At 72.0% G+C, this 19,377-nt stretch carries 21 protein-coding genes; 7 read left to right on the top strand and 14 right to left on the bottom strand.

Translation table 11 applies throughout. From position 1 onward, the window contains the following. Positions 1-566: 566 nt before the first annotated feature. Positions 567-1,178: a response regulator transcription factor gene (locus tag ACZ7FF_RS14180; RefSeq protein WP_003948568.1), complete on the bottom strand. Its 612-nt coding sequence runs from the start codon at positions 1,176-1,178 to the stop codon at positions 567-569. Between the two features lie 381 nt (positions 1,179-1,559). Here ACZ7FF_RS14180 and ACZ7FF_RS14175 point away from each other — a divergent pair, with 381 nt between their 5' ends. Continuing rightward, positions 1,560-1,889 (top strand): WhiB family transcriptional regulator, encoded by a 330-nt coding sequence (locus ACZ7FF_RS14175; RefSeq protein WP_470812303.1) that lies wholly within the window; start codon positions 1,560-1,562, stop codon positions 1,887-1,889. A 92-nt stretch (positions 1,890-1,981) separates the two neighbouring features. Here the strand turns inward: ACZ7FF_RS14175 and ACZ7FF_RS14170 are convergent, their stop codons facing one another. Next, complete coding sequence (locus ACZ7FF_RS14170; protein WP_470812302.1) at positions 1,982-2,884, bottom strand: LysR family transcriptional regulator; 903 nt, start codon at positions 2,882-2,884, stop codon at positions 1,982-1,984. A gap of 80 nt (positions 2,885-2,964) precedes the next feature. Here ACZ7FF_RS14170 and ACZ7FF_RS14165 point away from each other — a divergent pair, with 80 nt between their 5' ends. The 3 genes from ACZ7FF_RS14165 (at position 2,965) to ACZ7FF_RS14155 (ending at position 5,251) form a co-directional block, all read left to right on the top strand. Continuing rightward, on the top strand, positions 2,965-3,633 hold the full coding sequence (locus ACZ7FF_RS14165) for an MOSC domain-containing protein (RefSeq protein ID WP_470812301.1): 669 nt from the start codon (positions 2,965-2,967) through the stop codon (positions 3,631-3,633). Positions 3,634-3,685: 52 nt separating this feature from the next. Next, positions 3,686-4,459 carry an SDR family NAD(P)-dependent oxidoreductase gene (locus ACZ7FF_RS14160; RefSeq protein WP_470812299.1) on the top strand — a complete coding sequence of 258 codons (774 nt, stop codon included), beginning with the start codon at positions 3,686-3,688 and terminating at the stop codon, positions 4,457-4,459. Between the two features lie 84 nt (positions 4,460-4,543). After that, positions 4,544-5,251: an ester cyclase gene (locus ACZ7FF_RS14155; RefSeq protein ID WP_470812297.1), complete on the top strand. Its 708-nt coding sequence runs from the start codon at positions 4,544-4,546 to the stop codon at positions 5,249-5,251. Between the two features lie 130 nt (positions 5,252-5,381). Here the strand turns inward: ACZ7FF_RS14155 and groL are convergent, their stop codons facing one another. The 4 genes from groL to ACZ7FF_RS14135 form a co-directional block, all read right to left on the bottom strand. Further along, on the bottom strand, positions 5,382-7,010 hold the full coding sequence (gene groL / locus ACZ7FF_RS14150; RefSeq protein ID WP_470812296.1) for a chaperonin GroEL: 1,629 nt from the start codon (positions 7,008-7,010) through the stop codon (positions 5,382-5,384). A gap of 123 nt (positions 7,011-7,133) precedes the next feature. Then, positions 7,134-7,442, bottom strand: a complete 309-nt coding sequence (gene groES / locus ACZ7FF_RS14145; protein ID WP_020132158.1) for a co-chaperone GroES — start codon at positions 7,440-7,442, stop codon at positions 7,134-7,136. 279 nt (positions 7,443-7,721) lie between these two features. Further along, positions 7,722-8,543, bottom strand: a complete 822-nt coding sequence (locus tag ACZ7FF_RS14140; RefSeq protein ID WP_470812294.1) for a polysaccharide deacetylase family protein — start codon at positions 8,541-8,543, stop codon at positions 7,722-7,724. Continuing rightward, positions 8,540-9,466 (bottom strand): polysaccharide deacetylase family protein, encoded by a 927-nt coding sequence (locus ACZ7FF_RS14135; RefSeq protein WP_470812293.1) that lies wholly within the window; start codon positions 9,464-9,466, stop codon positions 8,540-8,542. Before ACZ7FF_RS14135 ends, ACZ7FF_RS14140 begins: the two co-directional genes overlap by 4 nt. Before the next feature lie 91 nt (positions 9,467-9,557). On the opposite strand from ACZ7FF_RS14135, the gene ACZ7FF_RS14130 reads away from it, so the two are divergent. Continuing rightward, positions 9,558-10,736, top strand: a complete 1,179-nt coding sequence (locus tag ACZ7FF_RS14130; RefSeq protein ID WP_470812292.1) for a class I SAM-dependent methyltransferase — start codon at positions 9,558-9,560, stop codon at positions 10,734-10,736. Here the strand turns inward: ACZ7FF_RS14130 and ACZ7FF_RS14125 are convergent. The 4 genes from ACZ7FF_RS14125 to ACZ7FF_RS14110 form a co-directional block, all read right to left on the bottom strand. Then, complete coding sequence (locus ACZ7FF_RS14125) at positions 10,672-12,021, bottom strand: RNA polymerase sigma factor (RefSeq protein WP_470812291.1); 1,350 nt, start codon at positions 12,019-12,021, stop codon at positions 10,672-10,674. The genes ACZ7FF_RS14130 and ACZ7FF_RS14125 overlap by 65 nt on opposite strands. 43 nt (positions 12,022-12,064) lie before the next feature. Next, on the bottom strand, positions 12,065-12,421 hold the full coding sequence (locus ACZ7FF_RS14120; protein ID WP_470812290.1) for a YciI family protein: 357 nt from the start codon (positions 12,419-12,421) through the stop codon (positions 12,065-12,067). 157 nt (positions 12,422-12,578) lie between these two features. Next, on the bottom strand, positions 12,579-13,628 hold the full coding sequence (locus tag ACZ7FF_RS14115) for an LCP family protein (RefSeq protein ID WP_470812289.1): 1,050 nt from the start codon (positions 13,626-13,628) through the stop codon (positions 12,579-12,581). Between the two features lie 165 nt (positions 13,629-13,793). Next, positions 13,794-14,816, bottom strand: a complete 1,023-nt coding sequence (locus ACZ7FF_RS14110; protein WP_470812288.1) for a LacI family DNA-binding transcriptional regulator — start codon at positions 14,814-14,816, stop codon at positions 13,794-13,796. A gap of 249 nt (positions 14,817-15,065) precedes the next feature. Between ACZ7FF_RS14110 and ACZ7FF_RS14105 the strand changes: the two genes are divergently transcribed. Then, the gene (locus ACZ7FF_RS14105; RefSeq protein WP_470812286.1) at positions 15,066-15,941 is read left to right on the top strand and encodes a COG4705 family protein; all 876 of its coding nucleotides are present in this window, start codon (positions 15,066-15,068) and stop codon (positions 15,939-15,941) included. A gap of 233 nt (positions 15,942-16,174) precedes the next feature. Here the strand turns inward: ACZ7FF_RS14105 and ACZ7FF_RS14100 are convergent, their stop codons facing one another. From ACZ7FF_RS14100 to tsaB, 4 genes are read right to left on the bottom strand one after another with little or no spacing between them, the layout of a single operon-like run. Then, complete coding sequence (locus ACZ7FF_RS14100; protein ID WP_470812285.1) at positions 16,175-16,432, bottom strand: hypothetical protein; 258 nt, start codon at positions 16,430-16,432, stop codon at positions 16,175-16,177. Continuing rightward, positions 16,429-17,517: a tRNA (adenosine(37)-N6)-threonylcarbamoyltransferase complex transferase subunit TsaD gene (gene tsaD / locus ACZ7FF_RS14095; protein WP_470812284.1), complete on the bottom strand. Its 1,089-nt coding sequence runs from the start codon at positions 17,515-17,517 to the stop codon at positions 16,429-16,431. The genes ACZ7FF_RS14100 and tsaD overlap by 4 nt, the downstream gene beginning before the upstream one ends. Continuing rightward, entirely contained in the window at positions 17,510-18,007 is a 498-nt protein-coding gene (gene rimI / locus ACZ7FF_RS14090) for a ribosomal protein S18-alanine N-acetyltransferase (RefSeq protein ID WP_470812757.1), read from the bottom strand. Before rimI ends, tsaD begins: the two co-directional genes overlap by 8 nt. Before the next feature lie 17 nt (positions 18,008-18,024). Continuing rightward, positions 18,025-18,681 (bottom strand): tRNA (adenosine(37)-N6)-threonylcarbamoyltransferase complex dimerization subunit type 1 TsaB, encoded by a 657-nt coding sequence (tsaB, locus tag ACZ7FF_RS14085; protein ID WP_470812282.1) that lies wholly within the window; start codon positions 18,679-18,681, stop codon positions 18,025-18,027. Positions 18,682-18,794: 113 nt separating this feature from the next. On the opposite strand from tsaB, the gene ACZ7FF_RS14080 reads away from it, so the two are divergent. Next, positions 18,795-19,355 (top strand): hypothetical protein, encoded by a 561-nt coding sequence (locus ACZ7FF_RS14080; RefSeq protein ID WP_470812280.1) that lies wholly within the window; start codon positions 18,795-18,797, stop codon positions 19,353-19,355. Positions 19,356-19,377 lie beyond the last annotated feature (22 nt).

Genomic DNA, 19,377 nt, shown 5'->3' with positions numbered 1-19,377 from the left:
ACACCGGGACACCCCGTGAGGCCGGGCACCCGCAAAGCCCCCGGCGGAGCAGACTCCCCGGAACTTCCCGCGAGACCGAGCACCCCGGAAGCCCCCGGGCAGCAGCGGAACACCCCGGAGCCGACGGACAGGCGCACAGGGCCGCGCCCACCAGGCACCCCGAAGGCTCCCGACAGACCTCCGGGGCAGGGGCCCCGACTACCGGACACCCGGAAGCCACCCACGACGCACCCGAAGCCGCATGGACCAGGCAACCCGGAAGCCCACCCCAGACCCCTAGGACCGGAACCGCACCAACCGGACACCCCAGAGGCACACAGGGCGCGCCCCGAGCCGCATCGTTCAGGCACGTCGGGCACAGCGGGCGCCCCGGGCGGTACGTACGCCCGCGAGGGACGCCCCACGTCGCAGCCGGCCGGCACCCCGGGCGCCCACGAGAGGCACGCCGCGGCCCCCGCCGAGCAGCGGGCCGACGCGCGGTGTCCCGTGTCGCCGCCGACGGGGGACGCGGAACGTCCCCGGCGCCGGCGAGGGGGCCCCGCGTGCCGCGCGGGGCTGTGCACGTCCTACCGGACCAGTCCCCAGCGGAAGCCGAGCGCCACCGCGTGGGCGCGGTCCGAGGCGCCGAGCTTCTTGAACAGGCGCCGGGCGTGCGTCTTGACGGTGTCCTCGGAGAGGAACAGCTCGCGACCGATCTCGGCGTTGGAACGGCCGTGGCTCATGCCCTCCAGCACCTGGATCTCACGCGCCGTGAGCGTGGGCGCGGCGCCCATCTCGGCCGAGCGCAGCCGGCGCGGGGCGAGCCGCCAGGTCGGGTCGGCCAGCGCCTGCGTCACCGTGGCGCGCAGCTCCGCGCGCGAGGCGTCCTTGTGCAGGTAGCCCCGGGCACCCGCGGCGACCGCGAGGGCCACGCCGTCCAGGTCCTCGGCGACGGTGAGCATGATGATGCGCGCGCCCGGGTCGGCGGAAAGCAGCCGACGCACGGTCTCGACGCCGCCCAGACCGGGCATGCGCACGTCCATCAGGATGAGGTCGGAGCGGTCGGCGCCCCAGCGGCGGAGGACTTCCTCGCCGTTGGCCGCCGTCGTCACACGCTCGACGCCGGGCACGGTCGCGACCGCGCGGCGGAGCGCCTCTCGGGCAAGCGGGGAGTCGTCGCAGACGAGGACGGATGTCATGACCGCCCTCCGCAGCTGATGCGCGTCACCTTGAGCCTCCAGGCTGGTACGGAATCGTCACCTGTGCGGTCGACCGTCTCGGACGCCTGCCCGAGCGCTTCTGTTTTCAACCGCCTCCGCACTCTCAACGACGGTCACTCGAAAGAGTTACGGGGCTGCGTGCCGTCATCGGCACTCTACGTGAGGGCGCCGACACGGTGCAGACATGCCCAACGGACCCTCAACTTTTCATCACAACCTATGCCCCATTCAGCTGCTTTTCTTCCCGTTTCGTGGTGTTCGGGGCTAGATTCGCAATGAGTCATATTTACATCTCCTTAGACCGGAGATGTACGGTCGTTGGCACCGTATCCGCCCAGAACGGCTACAAGGGGTCACGTAATGGCAGATTTCTCCCGCCTTCCCGGACCGAACGCGGACCTGTGGGACTGGCAGCTGCTGGCTGCTTGCCGCGGGGTGGACAGCTCGCTCTTCTTTCACCCGGAGGGCGAGCGCGGGGCGGCTCGGAGCGCTCGCGAGAACTCGGCCAAGGAGGTCTGCATGAGGTGCCCTGTCCGTGCGGAGTGCGCGGCACACGCCCTGGCGGTGCGCGAACCGTACGGCGTCTGGGGAGGCCTCACCGAGGATGAGCGTGAGGAGTTGATGGGACGGGCACGCAACCGCCTGGTGTCGGCCTCGGCCACCAGTGGCGACCCCGCCCCGAATCACTGAAGGAACGTTTCTGCACCCACAGCCCGCCGGGTGCGTCCATTCCCCCCACCTGGGCACGCCCCGTGCGTGCCCACGACTCTGCCGCCGTACCCCTAGGCCGTTCGCCCGGCCGCACGGGCCAGCTGTTCCAGCGTCGCCGCCACCGCCGGCACCTGTGCCAGGTCGGGCAGGGTGAGGGCGACGATCTCCCGCCGCACCGCCGGCTCCAGCCGTACGGCGCGCACGCCCCTGGGCCGGACCGACTCCACCGCGAGCTGCGGCAGCACGGCGACGCCCAGACCGGCGCCGACCAGGCCGACCACCGCCGGATAGTCGTCCGTCGCGAAGTCGATGCGCGGCGCGAACCCGGCGCTCTCGCAGACCTCGACCAGCTGGCCCCGGCAGCGCGGGCAGCCCGCGATCCAGGGCTCGCGGGCCAGTTCGCCGATGCCGACGGCCTCCGCGCGCGCGAGCGGGTGCCGTTCGGGGACGAGGGCCACCAGGCGGTCGACCAGCAGGGGGCGCACGACGAGGTCGCCCCAGTCCTCGGCGACCGCGGCGCCCTCGTAGCGGAAGGCCAGGGCGAGATCGCAGTCGCCCTCGCGCAGCAGTTCGACGGACTTCGGGGGCTCGGCCTCCTCCAGGGAGACACGGGTGCCGGGGTGGGCGGCGCGCAGGGCGGCCAGGGCGGTGGGGACCAGCGTGGAGCTGCCGCTCGGGAAGGAGACCAGCCGGACCCGGCCGGCCCGCAGGCCCGCGATGGCGGCGACCTCCTCCTCGGCCGCGGTGAGCCCGGCGAGGATGCCGGAGGCGTGCCGGACCAGGGCCTCACCGGCCTGCGTCAGCCGCATCTCACGGCCGGCGCGGACCAGCAGCGGGGTGCCGACCGAGGTCTCCAGGGCCTTCATCTGCTGGCTGACGGCGGGCTGGGTACAGCCGAGTTCGCGCCCGGCCGCCGAGAAGGAGCCGGTGGTGGCGACGGCGCGCAGGACGCGGAGATGACGGGCCTCGATCACCTCTCAAGCATAAGGGCAGCTTGGGGCGGGGGCCCGATATTCGCTCGACACTTTGAGAAGGGGCCACGTACCGTTCGGGCATGAAGCTTCTCTCGGTCAACCTCGGCCTGGCGCGCCCGGTGCCGTACACGGACCAGCCGGACGGCCTGACGGGCATCGACAAGAAGCCGGCCGACGGGCCGGTGCGGGTGTCGGCGCCGGGCCCGAAGGGGGCCGGCGCGAGCGGCCTGTCCGGGGACGCGGTGTGCGACCTGCGCCACCACGGCGGGGACGACCAGGCGGTGTACGCGTTCGCGCGCGAGGACCTGGACGACTGGGGACGCGAGCTCGGCAGACCGCTGGCGAACGGCTGCTTCGGGGAGAACCTCACGACGGACGGTCTGGACGTCTCGGGGGCGCTGATCGGCGAGCGCTGGCGCATCGGTCCCGCGGTGGTCCTGGAGGTGACCTCGGGCCGGATCCCCTGCCGCACGTTCCAGGGCCATCTGGGCGAACGCGGCTGGGTCAGGAGATTCACACAGAAGGGCGCAACGGGTGCCTACCTCCGGGTGATCGAGCCGGGCGAGATACGGGCGGGCGATCCGATCGAGGTCGTGCGCCGCCCGGAGCACGGCGTGACGGCGGCGATGGAGTTCCGCGCGACCACCACGGAGCGCGAACTGCTGCCCCGGCTGCTCGCCGCGGCCGAGGCCCTGCACCCGGAGGCGCTGGCCGCGGCCCGCAAGTACGTGGCCGCTCAGGCACGCTGAGTGCCCGTCACCGTCGGCGGACGCGATCGCTCCGGGTCACTACCCTTGGGCCATGACAACGGCTCTGATTACGGGATCGACCGCGGGCATCGGTGCCGCGTTCGCGCGAAGGCTGGCGGCTGACGGACACGACCTCGTCCTGGTGGCCCGGGACACCCGGCGGCTGCGCGAGCAGGCGACCGAACTGCACGACCGGCACGGCATCGAGGCGGAGGTGCTGACCGCCGACCTGTCCGAGGACAAGGGCATCGAGACGGTCGCGGACCGGCTCGGCGACCGGAAGAACCCGGTCGACCTGCTGGTCAACAACGCCGGCTTCGGCAACAAGGGCCGCTATCTGGACGTCTCGATGGCGGACGAGCTGAAGATGCTCAAGGTGCACTGCGAGGCGGTGCTGCGGCTGACCTCGGCGGCGGCCGAGGCGATGCGGGAGCGCGGCCGGGGCGGGGTCGTCAACGTCGCGTCCGTGGCGGCCTTCGTGCCCCGGGGCACCTACGGGGCGTCGAAGTCCTGGGTCGTGCAGTTCACGCAGGGCGCGGCGAAGGACCTGGCGGGCAGCGGTGTGCGGTTGATGGCCCTGTGCCCCGGCTTCGTGCGCACGGAGTTCCACCAGCGGGCCGGGATGGGCACCGACAACATCCCGGGCTGGATGTGGCTCGACGCCGACAAACTGGTCGCGGCGGCCCTGGCCGACCTGGCGCGCGGCAAGTCCCTGTCCATCCCGGACCCCCGCTACAAGGCGCTGATGGGCCTGGTGAAGGTCACCCCGCGCGCTCTGATGGGCGGCATCAGCTCCCGGACCGGGCGCAAGTACGGGCCGCAGTAGCCGCTGCGGCGGGCGGGTGCCGCCGGCGGTCCGGTGGGAAGATGAGCGTGACACGACCGGACCAGGGGGGCCGGAGGCGGCGCCATGACCTTCGTACAGCTCATCGAGTGCAGGACGAGCCGGCTGGACGAGATGAACCGGCTCATGGACGACTGGGTCACGCAAACCCGGGGACGGCGCACGGCGACGCACGCGCTGGTCGCCACGGACCGCTCGGACGCGTCGCACATCGTCGAGGTGGTGGAGTTCCCCTCCTACGAAGAGGCGATGCGGAACTCGCACCTCCCGGAGACCGACAAGATCTTCCAGGAGATGGTCGCCCTGTGCGACGGGATGCCGACATTCATCGACCTGGACGTCGTACGGGACGAGCGGCTGTCCGAGGACACCGTGCGGCGGTTCTTCGGGGCGCTGATGACGCCGGGTGAGCTGCCCCCGCTGAACGACCTGCTGGACGAGGACATCCACAGCCACGACCCGGTGAACCCGCAGGACACCATCGGACTGGACAACGCCCGCGCCGAGTACCGGATGTGGCGCGCCGCCTTCGACTTCACGTTCACGATCGAGGACGTGCTCGCCCAGGACGACCGGGCCTGCGCGCGGTGGACCTGGAACGCCACGCACCGGGGTGACTTCCTGGGGATCGGCGCCACCGGCAGGCGGGTCACCATGACCGGGATGACGCTGTTCCGCATCGCCGACGACGGCAAGATCGCCGAGATCTGGTGGCAGGAGGACCAGCTCGGGCTGATGCAGCAGCTGGGCGCACTGGACGAGTTGGAGCAGTAGCGCCCCAAGCGGCGGAAGCGGTGGGGCCCGGAACCCGCCGCACGGTCGCTCCCGCCGGTGCCGGCACGGCAAGGCAGCGCGAAGGCCCGGCACCAGGCCGGTGCCGGGCCTTCGGTCAGACCTGCGTGGGTCAGTGGGCGTGGCCGTGACCGTGGCCGTGGCCCGCGGCCTCCGGCTCCTCTTCCTTCTTCTCGACGACCAGGGTCTCGGTCGTGAGCAGCAGGGAGGCGATGGAAGCGGCGTTCTCCAAGGCGGAGCGGGTGACCTTCACCGGGTCGATGACGCCGGCCTTGACCAGGTCGCCGTACTCGCCCGAGGCGGCGTTGTAGCCGTTGCCCTTCTCCAGCTCCGCCACCTTGGAGACGATGACGTAGCCCTCGAGGCCGGCGTTCTCGGCGATCCAGCGCAGCGGCTCGACGGCGGCGCGGCGGACGACCGCGACACCGGTGGCCTCGTCGCCGGTCTTGCCGAGGTTGCCCTCGAGGACCTTGACGGCGTGGACCAGCGCGGAGCCACCACCGGAGACGATGCCCTCCTCGACCGCGGCGCGGGTCGCGGAGATGGCGTCCTCCAGACGGTGCTTCTTCTCCTTCAGCTCCACCTCGGTGGCGGCGCCGACCTTGATCACGCACACGCCGCCGGCCAGCTTCGCGAGGCGCTCCTGGAGCTTCTCGCGGTCCCAGTCGGAGTCGGTGTTCTCGATCTCGGCCTTGATCTGCGCGACGCGGCCGGTGAGGTCCTCCGACTTGCCGGCACCCTCGACGATCGTGGTGTCGTCCTTGGTGACGGTGACGCGGCGGGCGGAGCCGAGCACGTCGATGCCGACCTGGTCGAGCTTGAGGCCGACCTCCTCGGAGATGACGGTGGCACCGGTGAGGATCGCCATGTCCTGGAGCATCGCCTTGCGGCGGTCGCCGAAGCCGGGGGCCTTCACCGCGACGGCGTTGAAGGTGCCGCGGATCTTGTTGACGACCAGGGTCGACAGGGCCTCGCCCTCGACGTCCTCGGCGATGATCAGCAGCGGCTTGGAGGCACCGGTCTGGATGACCTTCTCCAGCAGCGGCAGCAGGTCCTGGATGGAGCTGATCTTGCCCTGGTTGATGAGGATGTAGGGGTCGTCGAGGACGGCCTCCATGCGCTCCTGGTCCGTCACGAAGTACGGCGACAGGTAGCCCTTGTCGAAGGCCATGCCCTCGGTGAAGTCCAGCTCGAGACCGAAGGTGTTGGACTCCTCGACGGTGATGACACCGTCCTTGCCGACCTTGTCCATCGCTTCGGCGATCAGCTCGCCGACCTGCTGGTCCTGGGCGGACAGCGCGGCGACGGCGGCGATGTCGGACTTCTCGTCGATCGGGCGGGCCGAGTCGAGCAGGTCCTCGGAGACGGCCTTGACGGCGGCGTCGATGCCCTTCTTCAGGGCGGCCGGGGAGGCGCCGGCGGCGACGTTCTTCAGGCCCTCGCGCACCAGCGCCTGGGCGAGCACGGTGGCGGTGGTGGTGCCGTCACCCGCGATGTCGTTGGTCTTGGTCGCCACCTCCTTCACCAGCTGCGCGCCGAGGTTCTCGTACGGGTCCTCGATCTCGACCTCACGGGCGATCGTGACACCGTCGTTGGTGATGGTGGGGGCGCCGAACTTCTTGTCGATGACGACGTTGCGGCCCTTGGGGCCGATCGTCACCTTCACCGTGTCGGCCAGCTTGTTGACGCCGCGCTCAAGGGCGCGACGGGCGTCCTCGTCGAACTTCAGAATCTTCGCCATGACAGCGGAAGCCCTCTCGGAAATCTGTGGGTGTAAAGACAACTGCGCCCCGGGCGCCCGGCTTCGTTATCGGTCGCGGGGGCCAGGGGCGCAGTTCGGAAGCAAAGGTTGCTCGAGGTGGAACTACTTCTCGATGATCGCGAGCACGTCGCGAGCCGAGAGGACGAGGTACTCCTCGCCGTTGTACTTCACCTCGGTGCCGCCGTACTTGCTGTACAGGACGACGTCGCCGACCTTGACGTCGAGCGGCAGGCGCTCGCCGTTCTCGAAGCGGCCCGGACCCACGGCGAGGACGGCGCCCTCCTGGGGCTTCTCCTTCGCGGTGTCCGGGATGACCAGGCCAGAGGCGGTGGTCTGCTCGGCGTCGAGCGGCTGGACCACAATGCGGTCCTCGAGCGGCTTGATGGCAACCTTGGAGCTGGTGGTCGTCACGATCCGACCTCCCCCTTCGGAGATCTCACGGGGTTAACTGTCTGAGGTGGCGACCAGGTGGATCCGTCGTCGCGGGTGCCGGACCTGCCCGTCGCGTTGTTGGCACTCTCCAGGGGGGAGTGCCAGAGCCGAGACTATGACCGCGATTAGCACTCGGTCAAGCGGAGTGCCAATGCAGTGCGGCGCGTCGGCCGATCTTGGGCAACCGGAGTGGCCACGCGGCCCGTGCCGGCGCCGCCGCCCCCGGGGCGGCACCCCCGGACGGGCCCGGCTCCTGGGCTACAGGTAGTCCTCCAGGCGTCCCACCGTCAGCCCCCGTTTCTGGACCCGCCGCAGCACCCACGCGGTGCGCTCCCGCAGGGACGGCCCCGTGGACTCGTCCGGTCCGACCAGGACGATGTCGCCGGGGCGCAGATGGTGCGGGCCCCGGGTGAAGGCGAGGTCGGTCGGGGTCATCGCGGCGCGCCAGAGGACGACCGTGGAGATGCCGCAGTCGGCCGCCGCGCGCAGGGTCGAGGTGTCGTACGCGCCGTAGGGCGGGCGGAAGAGGCGGGGGTGGACGCCGAGCCGGGACCGGAGCCGGTCCTGCTGGCCGCAGATCTCGGTGCGCTGGCCGGCGTACGGCAGTCCGGCCAGGGCGCGGTGGGCGAGGGTGTGGTTCTGGATGCCGGCGCCGGCCTCGCGCAGCCGGGCGAGGTGGCCGTCGCCGGTGCCGCCGGCGCTGCCGGCGCTGCCGGTGAGGAACATGGTCACGGGGAGCCGGAGTTCGCGGACCATGGTGACGAAGCGGGGGTCCCGCTCGGCGCCCCCGTCGTAGGTGAGGAAGACGACCCGGTCGTGGGTGGGGACGTGGTCCACGACCGGCGGGAGGACGTCGTCCCCCGGGCGCGCCGAGAGCGGGCGGGCGGAGTGCGACGGGGGCAGGGCGAGGGGCTCGCTCAGACCCCAGTACTGGTAGGGCTGGACGGGGGCGGGGCTGTGCGGGCGCACTCCCTCGGCCGCCTTCTTCCCCAGGCGTTCGATGGGGTCGACGGTCTGGGCGCAGCCCGCGAGAAGCAGTGCCGAGGCGAGGGCCGCGGCCAGGCCCCGCGCCCGCCTCACAGGTAGTCCTCCAGGCGGGCCACGGCGTAGCCCTCGCGCGTGACCTTGTTCAGGAAGCGGCGCATGTCGTCCACCATCGTGCCGTCCCAGTCGCTCCGGCCGCGGAAGTGCGTGAGCACGATGTCGCCGCGGCGCAGCTGCTGGTCGTCCTCGCGGAACTCCCAGTGGTCGACGTACACCTCCTCGTTCCAGATCGGCGCGTACTTGATGCCGCAGGACTTGGCGGCGACGAGGGTGTCCTGGTTGTAGTTGCCGTAGGGCGGGCGGAAGACCTTCGGGCGCTTGCCGAACTGCTTCTGCATGATGTCCTGCATGTCGCAGATCTCGTGCTTCTGCTCGTCGTAGGACAGGCCCGGCAGGTACGGGTGGTGCAGGGTGTGGTTGTTGAGGGTGTTCCCGTAGGACTGCGCCTTGCGGAAGTAGCCGTAGTCGTCCTTCACCAGGTAGTTGCTGAGGAAGGCGGTGTACGGGATCTTCAGGTCCCGCATCATCTGCAGGAACCGGGGGTCCTTCTCCGAGCCGTCGTCGATGGTGAGGAAGACGACCTTGTTCTTCGTCGGGACGGTGGTGAAGACGGGGGGCAGGTCCCAGTCCTCCTGGTGGTCCACCTCGAACCCGGCGCGTGCGGTGATACGGGGTTTGGTCGCGGGTGGCGGCGGGGGCGTCACGGGGACCTGGTCCAGTCCCCAGCGCTTGGCGGCGGCGACCAGACGGGCGTGTTCGGCGGCCTGGACGGCCCGGGGGTCCGGGGTGGCATGGGCGGCGCCGCCCTGTCCGGGAGGAGCCGGGCGGGGGGCGGTGGCGGCGCCGGAGCCGGAGCAGCCGGTGACGAGGGCGGTGGAGGCCAGGAGGGCGGCCCCGCAGCCGAGGGCGGCCCTTCGCGTCCGTGTCCGACTTTTGTCATTTTGTAGTACTACTCGCATGGTGCCGGATCCTCCCAGGCAGCGGCCCGGATCCCCGGCCGACACCGCCGCCCGCGGGCGCACGGTCCACCGACTGGCCCACAATGACCCGGTGAACGACCTCGCTCTGCTCCTCACCCCCGAAGGCCGTGCCCTCCTCGACGAGGTCCGCGACACCGCCCCGGCGGACGAACTCGCCGTCGCGACCCGGCTGCGCCGCGACCATCCCGCGGAACTGGTGTCGGCCGCACTGGGCCAGGCCCGGCTGCGGCAGCGGGCCGCGGCGAAGTTCCCGGCGGCGGACGCCGAGCGGATGTTCTTCACCCCGAACGGCGTCGAGCAGTCGACGCGGGCGAGCGTGGCGGCGTACCGGGCGGAGCGGTTCAGGGAGCTGGGCGTGAGGTCGGTGGCCGACCTGTGCTGCGGGATCGGCGGGGACGCGATCGCGCTGGCGCGGGCCGGGATCCGGGTGCTGGCCGTGGACCGGGACCCGCTGACGGCCGCCGTGGCGCGGGCGAACGCCGGGGCGCTGGGCCTGGACGGGCTGATCGAGGTGCGGGAGGCCGACGTCACGGACGTGGACACCGCCGGGTACGACGCGGTGTTCGTGGACCCGGCGCGCCGGGGCGGACGCGGCAGGATCTTCGATCCCGAGGCGTACTCGCCGCCGCTGTCGTGGGCGGTGGCCGCCGCCCTCAAGGCGCCCCGCGCCGCCCTGAAGATCGCCCCGGGCGTCCCGCACGAGGCGGTGCCCGCCGAGGCCGAGGCCGAGTGGATCTCCGACGGCGGCGACGTGAAGGAAGCGGTGCTCTGGTTCGGGACCGGGGCGCCGGGCGGGGTCCGGGCCACCCTGCTGCCCGGCCCGCGCACCCTCCATGGGCGGGGGCTGCCCGACCCCGCGGTCCGGCCGGTGGGGCGCTACCTGTACGAGCCCGACGGCGCGGTGATCCGCGCGCACCTGGTCGCCGAGGTCGCCGACGAGGTGGGCGGCGGGCTGGTCGACGCGACCATCGCGTACGTCACCGCCGACGAGCTGCGCCCCACGCCGTACGCCTCCGCGTACGAGATCACCGACCGGCTTCCCTTCAACGTGAAGAAGCTGAAGGCCCTGCTGCGGGAACGCGAGGTCGGCAACCTGACCGTGAAGAAGCGCGGGTCGGCGGTCGAGCCGGAGGAGCTGCGGCGGAAGGTCAAGCCGCAGGGGCCGGGCGCGGCGACGGTGTTCCTCACCCGCGTCGCGGGGGCGCCGACCATGCTGATCGGGCACCCCGCCACGACCACGCCATCGTAGGGCGGCGCCGGTCAGGTGGTTGGGGAAGGCCGGCGAGTCTCGTCAGCAGCAGCCGGCGTTCCCTCTCGTTGCGGGTGAGTTCCGCGGCCCGCACGAGTTCCTCGCGGGCCTCCGACGTGCGCCCGAGCCGGGCCAGCAGGTCGGCGCGGACGCTCGGCAGCAGGTGGTAGCCGCGCAGCGCGGGCTCCCCGGCGACGGCGTCGACGATCGCCAGCCCGGCCCCGGGGCCCTCGGCCATGGACACGGCCACCGCGCGGTTGAGTTCGACGACCGGGGAGGGCGCACGGGAGGCGAGCAGGCCGTAGAGGGTGGCGATCGTCGCCCAGTCGGTCTCCTCGTAGGTGTACGCGTGCGCGTGGCAGGCGGCGATGGCCGCCTGGAGGGCGTAGCGGCCGGGGGCACCGGTGGCCGTGGCCTCGGTGCGGGCGAGGGCCTGGATGCCGCGGGCGATCAGCATGCGGTTCCAGCGCCGGCGGTTCTGGTCCCGCAGGAGCACCGGGGTGCCGTCGGGGCCGGTGCGGGCGGCGGTGCGGGAGGCCTGGAACTCCAGGAGCGAGGCCAGGGCGTGCACCTCCGGCTCCTTGGGCATCAGCGCGGACAGCACACGGGCCAGCCGCAGCGCGTCCTCGCACAGGCCGGGGCGCAGCCAGTCGTCGCCCGCGGTGGCCGCGTAACCCTCGTTGAAGATGAGGTAGATGACGTCCAGTACGGAGCCGAGGCGGGCCTCGCGGTCGGGTCCGTAGGGCACCTCGAAGGCCACGTTCCTCGTGGCGAGGGTGCGTTTCGCGCGGACGATGCGCTGGGCGATCGTCGGCTCGGGGACCAGCTGGGCGCGGGCGATCTCGGCCGTGGTCAGGCCGCCCAGCAGACGCAGGGTGAGCGCGATGCGGGCGTCGGCGGACAGCACCGGGTGGCAGGTGGTGAAGACGAGCCTGAGCAGGTCGTCGTCGATGTCGTCCGGATCGGCGGGCTCCTCCGGCGGGACGGTCGTGGACAGGTCCCGGCCGATCTCGGCGAGTTTGCGGGCATAGGTCTCGCGGCGCCGGATCAGGTCGACGGCGCGGTGCCGTGCGGTGGCCATGAGCCAGGCGCCGGGGTTGTCGGGCACACCGTCGCGCGGCCACCGTTCCAGGGCGGCGACCAGCGCGTCCTGGGCCAGTTCCTCGGCGATGCCGACGTCCCGGACGATCCGGGCCACACCGGCGATCACCCGGGGCGACTCCAGGCGGTAAACGGTCTCGATCGCGTGCGCCGCGGTGGGCGTCGCGGTGGGCTGCGGTTCCACAGCCCACCATGCAACACCCCCGTACGGCTCAGCGCCAGGAACCTCAGCCCTCGGCGATCTCGCGCACCTCGCAGGTCACGGTCCAGTGGTCCTCGTGGACCTGCAGGAACCGCTTCGTCCACTCCAGGGCCTCGGCGCGGTCCTTGCACTGCATGATCGCGTAGCCGCCGATGACCTCCTTGGACTCGGTGAAGGGCCCGTCGGTCACGGAGATCTTCCCGCCCTCCCAGTGGACCCGGGTGCCGTCGGCGGCAGGGGTGAGCCCGGCGGTGTCGAGCATGACGCCGGCCTTGGTGACCTCCTCGATCAGCTTGCCCATCCGCTGCATCAGCTCCTCGCTGGGACCCTCGGCGGGAACGGAGGACTCGTCGATCCGCACGAGCGACAGGTAGCGGGGCATGGTGACTCCTTCGGTCGGGCGACGGGGCCTGTCCCCGCCGCTCACCCATGCGTCGAACGGAGGACACCCGGATCGACACGCGCCCCGGAATTCCCCGAAGATTTTTTTCCGGACCCGCGCGGGGCGCCGTCACGGCGGACGGCCCGGTCGGTGCGGATCAGCGCAGGGAACGCCACAGGTCGTCCGCCCCCGGTTCGCGGGCGATCACGCGGTTGTGGTCGGAGGGCGCCTGGACGACCGGCATCATCACCGTCCTCACCCGGTCCGCGGTCAGCCCCTTGAGGCTCTGGCCGAGCCGCGTCAGCTCGCCGAGGGAGTCCAGGCCGGTGTCGGTGGTGAGGCTCGCGGTGACCGCGTCGGCGACCCGGTACAGCTTGGCGGGGTCGGTGAGCAGGTTCGTCGCGCCCATCTGCTCCAGCAGCGCCTTGACCAGCTGCTGCTGAAGCCCTATCCGGCCGAGGTCGCTGCCGTCGCCTATGCCGTGCCGGGTGCGGGCGAGGGCCAGGGCCTGCCTGCCGTCGAGGTGGTGGGAGCCGGCCCGCAGCCGCAGATGGCTCATGTCGTCGTCGATGTCCTGGGTGGTGGTGACGTCGACCCCGCCGAGCGCGTCGACCAGCCGGGCGAAGCCGGAGAAGTCGATCTCGACGTAGTGGTCCATGCGGACGCCGGTGATCGACTCCACGGTCTTGACCGCGCACACCGGACCGCCCACCGAGTAGGCGCTGTTGAACATGGCCTGGTACGCCACCGCCGTCGAGCCCCCGGAGGCGAGTGGACAGGAGGGCCGGGTGACGAGCGTGTCGCGCGGGATGCTGACCACGGTGGCCTTCGTCCGGCCCGCGTCGACGTGCACCACCATCGCCGTGTCGGACCGGGCGCCGGAGCTGTCGCCGCCGCCCAGCTCCTTGTTCTCCTTGCCGCTGCGCGAGTCGGAGCCGAGGACCAGGATGTTCAGCGAACCGGTCGGCAGCGGCGGGGCCGTGTCGCTCGCGGACGGGGCGACCACCGCCTTCGCGGGCCGGTCGTCGCCGAGCGCGCCGTCGATGTCCACGCTCTTGATGTTGTGGTCGAGATGCCAGTACGCCCAGCCCGCGGTGGCCACCCCCAGCACCAGGGCGCCCGCCAGGGTGAGGCCGACGATCCTCAGCGCTCTCGGCCGTCGGCCCACCCGCCCGCCCGCGTCCCCGTGCTCCTCGTGTCGCGTCACGGGCAGGAACGTAAGTCCGAATTATTAGGGGACTGTTAGGGGAAGCCGTGCGAATCGGTTTTCTTCTGAAATTCTCATCCGATTACCGGGACGCGAAAGTTTCGGCCGGGCAGCCCAGGCCGGACCCCGGGGCGTAGACGCACCGCGTACGGGAGCGCCGCCGTACTAGAGCGCCGCCGTGCTCGACCGCACCACCAGTCTCGTCGCCAGCTCCACCCGTGTCGCCGCCCGCTCCTCCGGCGCCCGCCCCAGCTCCAGCACCAGGCGGGCCGCGGCCTCGGCCATCTCGGTCAGCGGCTGCCGTACGGTCGTCAGCGGCGGCCCCACCCAGCGGGACACCGGCAGATCGTCGAAGCCGACCACGCTGAGGTCCTCCGGGATGCGCAGCCCCAGTTCGCGGGCGGCCTCGTACAGCCCGAGGGCCTGCAGGTCGTTGCCCGCGAAGACGGCGGTGGGCCGGTCGGGCCTGCGCAGCAGCTCCAGGCCGAGGCGGTAGCCGGAGTCGTGGTGGAAGTCGCCGGCCACGACGAGCGAGGGGTCGACGGGCAGCCCGGCCGTCTCCAGGGCCGCGCGGTAGCCGTCGACCCGGGCCCGGCTGCACATCATCCGGGACGGTCCGCTGATCGCGCCGATCCGGGTGTGCCCGAGTTCGACCAGGTGACGGGTGGCAGCGAGTCCGCCCTGCCAGTTGGTGGCGCCGATGGACGGCACGTCGGGGCCCGGGTCGCCCGCGGGGTCCATCACCACGAACGGGATGGACCGGCTGGTCAGCAGCGCCCGCTGGGACTCGTCGAGCCCGGACAGCACCAGCACCACCCCGTGCGGGCGACGGGCGGCCACCTGGTCGGCCCAGGTCCGGCCCGGGGTGAGCCGCCCGGCGGACTCGGAGAGGACCACGCTGAGCCCGGCGTCCCGGGCCACGTTCTCCACGCCCCGGATGACCTCCAGCGCCCAGGCGCTCTCCAGCTCGTGGAAGACCAGGTCGATCAGCGGGGAGCGGGCGGCCTCGGCGCGGCGGCGCCGGTAGCCGTGGGCGCGCAGCAGCTCCTCGACGCGGGTGCGGGTCGCGGCGGCCACGTCGGCGCGGCCGTTGAGCACCTTCGAAACAGTCGGAGCGGACACCCCCGCCTCACGGGCGATCTCAGCGAGGGTCGCCGTCTGCGTCTCTGCGGGCTTCGAAGGCTTCATGCCGGCGATCGTATCCCCGTACGCTCCGTCGACGAAGGCCCTCCCTCACCATGGGTTCCCGGAATATTCGGCGATTCTTCCGAAACATTCGTACCGAGCGGAGGCCCAGGAGGCGAAGCCGCGGAGGGGACTGGGCCGGCGGCGCGAACGGCGGCAAAAAGCAAGCCCCGTGCGGCGCGTGTTCAGGATGCGTTCAGGTGGGGCCTGGAAGGGTCGTCGGTCATCTGACACCCCCTCACAGGAGTCCCCTTGACGACGACGAAGTCGGTGATGAAGAAACTGCCCGAGGTCACGCTCGCTTTCTGGATCATGAAGATCGCGGCGACGACCCTGGGCGAGACCGCGGGCGACCTGTTCGCCCAGACACTCGGCCTGGGCTACTTCCTCACCACCATCGCCCTGTTCCTGGTCTTCGTGGTGACGCTGGTGGTCCAGCTGCGCTCGCCGCGCTACAACCCGTTCTTCTACTGGACCGTGATCCTGTCGACCTCCATGGCCGGCACCACCATGTCCGACTTCATGAACCGCGACGCCAGCGCCAAGTACCTCTCGGACGGCGCGACCAGGCTGGGCTGGGGCCCGCAGGGCCTCGGCCTGGGCTACCCGGAGGGCGCCGCGATCCTGATCTCGATCCTGCTGCTGATCTTCCTCGGCTGGAAGCTGAGCGGGATGACCTTCCAGATCACCGAGATCGTCACCTTCCGGGGCGAGGCGCTGTTCTGGTCGGCCATCCTCGTCTCCAACACGCTCGGCACCTCGATGGGCGACTTCCTCTCCGACAGCTCGGGCCTGGGCTACCTGGGCGGCGCGGCCCTGGTGACGGGCGCGCTGCTGGTCCTGGTCGCCCTGATGAAGGTGCCGGCCGTGCCGAACGTCCTGCTCTTCTGGATCGCCTTCGTGCTGACCCGGCCGCTGGGCGCCACGGCCGGCGACCTGCTCACCAAGCCGGTCGCCAAGGGCGGCCTGGACCTGGGGACGGCCGGTTCCTCGGCCGTGCTGATGGCGGTGCTGTTCGGGCTGATGGCGTACGCGCACGTGAAGGAGCACAGGGCGTCCGATCCGGCACCGAGCACCGAAGGGCCCGAGGCGGAGGCGGTCCGGCCGCAGCGGACCGGCCACCGGTAACGCGAACACCCCGCTCCCGGTGTCCCGGGAGCGGGGTGTGAGTGGAGCGCCGGGCAGGCCTTGCACCTGCATCTCCCCGCAGGAAGCGGGACGTCTTTCCTTGGACCACCAACGCACTGCGTCCAGGCCGGTGTTCCGGCCGTTCGCTGTGTGATGATCATAGCGCAGTCGGACCGGTTCACTCAAATCCCGGCCACGCGAGCCCGGGTGTCCAGCCGTTCGACCCCGGCCCCTCAGGCGTCCGCGACCGCCTCGAACCGCCACCGGTGCACCGCCCGGGTCACCAACTCCGGTTCGGGCTCGGGAAGTTCGGGCAAGCGGGCGTCGTACGACGCGTCCCACCACGTGATGACCAGCACCCGGTCCTGGGGCGCGCGGAGGATCTCGCGCCGCAACGGCTCCCCGGCGAGCGTCTGCTCCCGTACCCAGGCGAGCAGCTCCTCACCCCGTCCCCCGACGGCACGCGCCTCCCACATCAACGCGACCGTCATGAGTAGAGGTTCTCCTTGCTGACCTCGTGCACGTGGTCGTGGTTGCCCGGGACGTGCGGGTCGGTGACCGGCAGGGAGGAGTCGGCCGACAGGTCCCAGCTGGACGCGGCCCGGCCCCGGGCGACCATCTCGGCGCCGAGCGCGGCCACCATCGCGCCGTTGTCCGTGCACAGCTTGGGGCGCGGGACGCGCAGCCGGATGCCGGCCGCCTCGCAGCGCTCCTGGGCGAGGACGCGCAGCCGGGAGTTGGCCGCGACCCCGCCGCCGATCATCAGGTGGTCGACGCCCTCGTCCTTGCAGGCGCGGACGGCCTTGCGGGTCAGCACGTCGACGACGGCCTCCTGGAAGGAGGCGGCCACGTCGCGGACCGGGACCTCCTCGCCGGCCGCGCGCCGGGCCTCGATCCAGCGGGCCACGGCGGTCTTCAGGCCGGAGAAGGAGAAGTCGTAGGCCGGGTCCCGCGGGCCGGTGAGACCGCGCGGGAAGGCGATGGCCGCCGGGTCGCCCTCCCGGGCGTAGCGGTCGATGACCGGGCCGCCGGGGAAGCCCAGGTTCAGCACCCGGGCGATCTTGTCGAAGGCCTCGCCGGCCGCGTCGTCGATCGTCGAGCCCATCGGGCGGACGTCTGAGGTGATGTCCTCGGACAGCAGCAGCGAGGAGTGGCCGCCGGAGACCAGCAGCGCCATCGTCGGCTCGGGCAGCGGGCCGTGCTCCAGCTGGTCGACACAGATGTGGGAGGCCAGGTGGTTGACGCCGTACAGGGGCTTGCCCAGGGCGTAGGCGTACGCCTTGGCGGCGGAGACGCCGACGAGGAGGGCGCCCGCGAGGCCGGGACCCGCCGTGACCGAGATGCCGTCGAGGTCGCGTGCGCTGACGCCAGCCTGCTTCAGGGCGCGGTCGATGGTCGGGACCATCGCCTCCAGGTGCGCCCGGGAGGCCACCTCCGGTACGACACCGCCGAAGCGGGCGTGCTCGTCCACGCTGGAGGCGACGGCGTCCGCCAGCAGGGTGGTGCCGCGGACGATGCCGACGCCGGTCTCGTCGCAGGAGGTCTCGATGCCGAGGACGAGAGGTTCGTCAGCCATTGATCTCGGTTCCTTGTTCGGATGTCGGCTCCGCGGCGGAGCCGCTGTCGGACGCAGTGGACAGGCGCATCACCAGGGCGTCCACGTTCCCCGGCTGGTAGTAGCCGCGTCTGAACCCGATGGGGACGAAGCCGAAGCGCTCGTAGAGCTTCTGCGCGGCGACGTTGTCCACCCGGCACTCGAGCATCACCTCATGGCACTCGAAGGCGGTCGCCGCGCGCAGCAGATCGGTCAGCAGCTGCCCGCCGAGGCCGGTTCCCTGGTGGTCCCGGGCCACGGCGATGGTCTGGATGTCACCCAGCTCACCGGAGGCGGCGAGGCCCGCGTAGCCGACGAGCCGCCCGTCGGACTCCGCCACGACGTAGCGGCGGGTCGCCTGCGAGCCCCGGGAGTGGGCCAGCTCGGACCAGAACATGCCCCGGGACCAGGCGTCCTCGGGGAACAGGTCCTTCTCCAGCCCCAGGACCGGGTCGATGTCCCACCAGCGCATCTCGCGCAGTCGCACGGTCACTTCGGTGTGACCACCTTGTAGTTCTTGGGGACCTGGGCATCCGGGCGCCGCAGGTACAGCGGCCGGGGCGCCGGCAGCTCCTCGCCCGCCGCCAGCCGCTCGGCGGCGAGCGAGGCGAGGGCCGCCGCGGACACGTGCTCGGGCTCGTTGGCTCTCGGGAACGTGTCGGGGTACAGCAGCGCGCCCGCGCCGACCGCCGGGAGCCCGGCGACCTGCTCGGCGATGTCGGCGGGCCGGTCCACGGCCGGGCCGGTGAGCCGGGTGCGCGAGTCGGCGTACGTGGCCCAGTAGACCTCCTTGCGCCGGGCGTCGGTCGCCACGACGAAGGGGCCCTTCTCGATGTCGGCGGCGTAGGCGAGGCCGTCCAGCGTGCACACGCCGTGCACGGGGACGCCGAGCGCCAGGCCGAAGGTGTCGGCGGTCATCAGACCGACGCGCAGTCCGGTGTAGGGGCCGGGGCCGACGCCGACGACGACGCCGGTGACCGCCTCCAGCTTCAGGCCGGCCTCGGCCAGCACACGGTCGACGGCCGGCAGCAGCAGCTCTCCGTGCCGGCGCGCGTCCACCTGGCTCGACGAGGCGATGACGTCCGCGCCGTCGTGCAGCGCGACGGTGACGGCGGGTGTTGCGGTATCCAGAGCGAGCAAGAGCACGCGAACAGCCTACGGCGCCCGCGCCTCGTGCATGGCCGTCCGGGCGGGACGGTCACCGACTGCTACGGTCTGTACGAAGTACGACATATGGCGCGAGGCAGAGGTGGGCGCAGGTGGCAGGGACCAGCTCGGGAATCGTGGCCGGCCTCACCGCGGCGGCCGTGGGAGCGGTCGGACTCCTCACCTACCAGGCACAGGCCACCGTCCCGGCGGGCCTGGGCGGCAGGCCGACGGCGAGCGGGTCGCCCTCGGTGCCCGCCACGAAGGCGCCCCGCGACCGGCGCAACCCGACCGCCCTGCCGAGCGGCTCCGGATCGGGTGAACGGGTCGTGTACTCGGTGGACGACGACCGGGTGTGGCTGGTGAGCGGCGGGAACCGGGTGCAGCGCACCTTCCCGGTGAACCCGGGCAGCGTGGACCCGCCGACCGGCATCTACTGGGTGACGTCCCGGTCGAACGCGGTCACCGGCACCGACGGCATCCCCATCGAGCACGTCGTGCGGTTCACCAGCGTGGACGGGGTGGCGATCGGCTTCAGCGCGGCGGTGGGCGACGCCGTGCAGGGCGGGCCCGACGCGGGAGCGAAGACCGGCGGTGTCCGGGAGACCCGGCCGGACGGGGACGCGATGTGGAGGTTCGCGACGATCGGCGTGCGGGTGGTCGTGATCCGCTAGGGCCTGTCTTCCAATTCGCGTC

Source organism: Streptomyces sp. NPDC037126 (genome assembly GCF_055605965.1).
Note: the sequence above shows the minus strand (reverse complement) of the source record. Positions and strands in the feature narration are given on the sequence as shown.

Excerpts from the sequence above, each read along its gene's own strand:
- ACZ7FF_RS14155 (WP_470812297.1), top strand. The coding sequence starts at position 4,544 with ATGACCTTCGTACAGCTCATCGAGTGCAGGACGAGCCGGCTGGACGAG.
- rimI (WP_470812757.1), bottom strand. The coding sequence starts at position 18,007 with ATGCGCTGGTGGGACATCGACCCGGTCCTGGGGCTGGAGAAGGACCTG.
- ACZ7FF_RS14100 (WP_470812285.1), bottom strand. The coding sequence starts at position 16,432 with ATGACGGTCGCGTTGATGTGGGAGGCGCGTGCCGTCGGGGGACGGGGT.
- ACZ7FF_RS14165 (WP_470812301.1), top strand. The coding sequence starts at position 2,965 with ATGAAGCTTCTCTCGGTCAACCTCGGCCTGGCGCGCCCGGTGCCGTAC.
- tsaD (WP_470812284.1), bottom strand. The coding sequence starts at position 17,517 with ATGGCTGACGAACCTCTCGTCCTCGGCATCGAGACCTCCTGCGACGAG.
- groL (WP_470812296.1), bottom strand. The coding sequence starts at position 7,010 with ATGGCGAAGATTCTGAAGTTCGACGAGGACGCCCGTCGCGCCCTTGAG.
- ACZ7FF_RS14175 (WP_470812303.1), top strand. The coding sequence starts at position 1,560 with ATGGCAGATTTCTCCCGCCTTCCCGGACCGAACGCGGACCTGTGGGAC.
- ACZ7FF_RS14120 (WP_470812290.1), bottom strand. The coding sequence starts at position 12,421 with ATGCCCCGCTACCTGTCGCTCGTGCGGATCGACGAGTCCTCCGTTCCC.
- ACZ7FF_RS14110 (WP_470812288.1), bottom strand. The coding sequence starts at position 14,816 with ATGAAGCCTTCGAAGCCCGCAGAGACGCAGACGGCGACCCTCGCTGAG.
- ACZ7FF_RS14160 (WP_470812299.1), top strand. The coding sequence starts at position 3,686 with ATGACAACGGCTCTGATTACGGGATCGACCGCGGGCATCGGTGCCGCG.
- ACZ7FF_RS14180 (WP_003948568.1), bottom strand. The coding sequence starts at position 1,178 with ATGACATCCGTCCTCGTCTGCGACGACTCCCCGCTTGCCCGAGAGGCG.
- ACZ7FF_RS14135 (WP_470812293.1), bottom strand. The coding sequence starts at position 9,466 with ATGCGAGTAGTACTACAAAATGACAAAAGTCGGACACGGACGCGAAGG.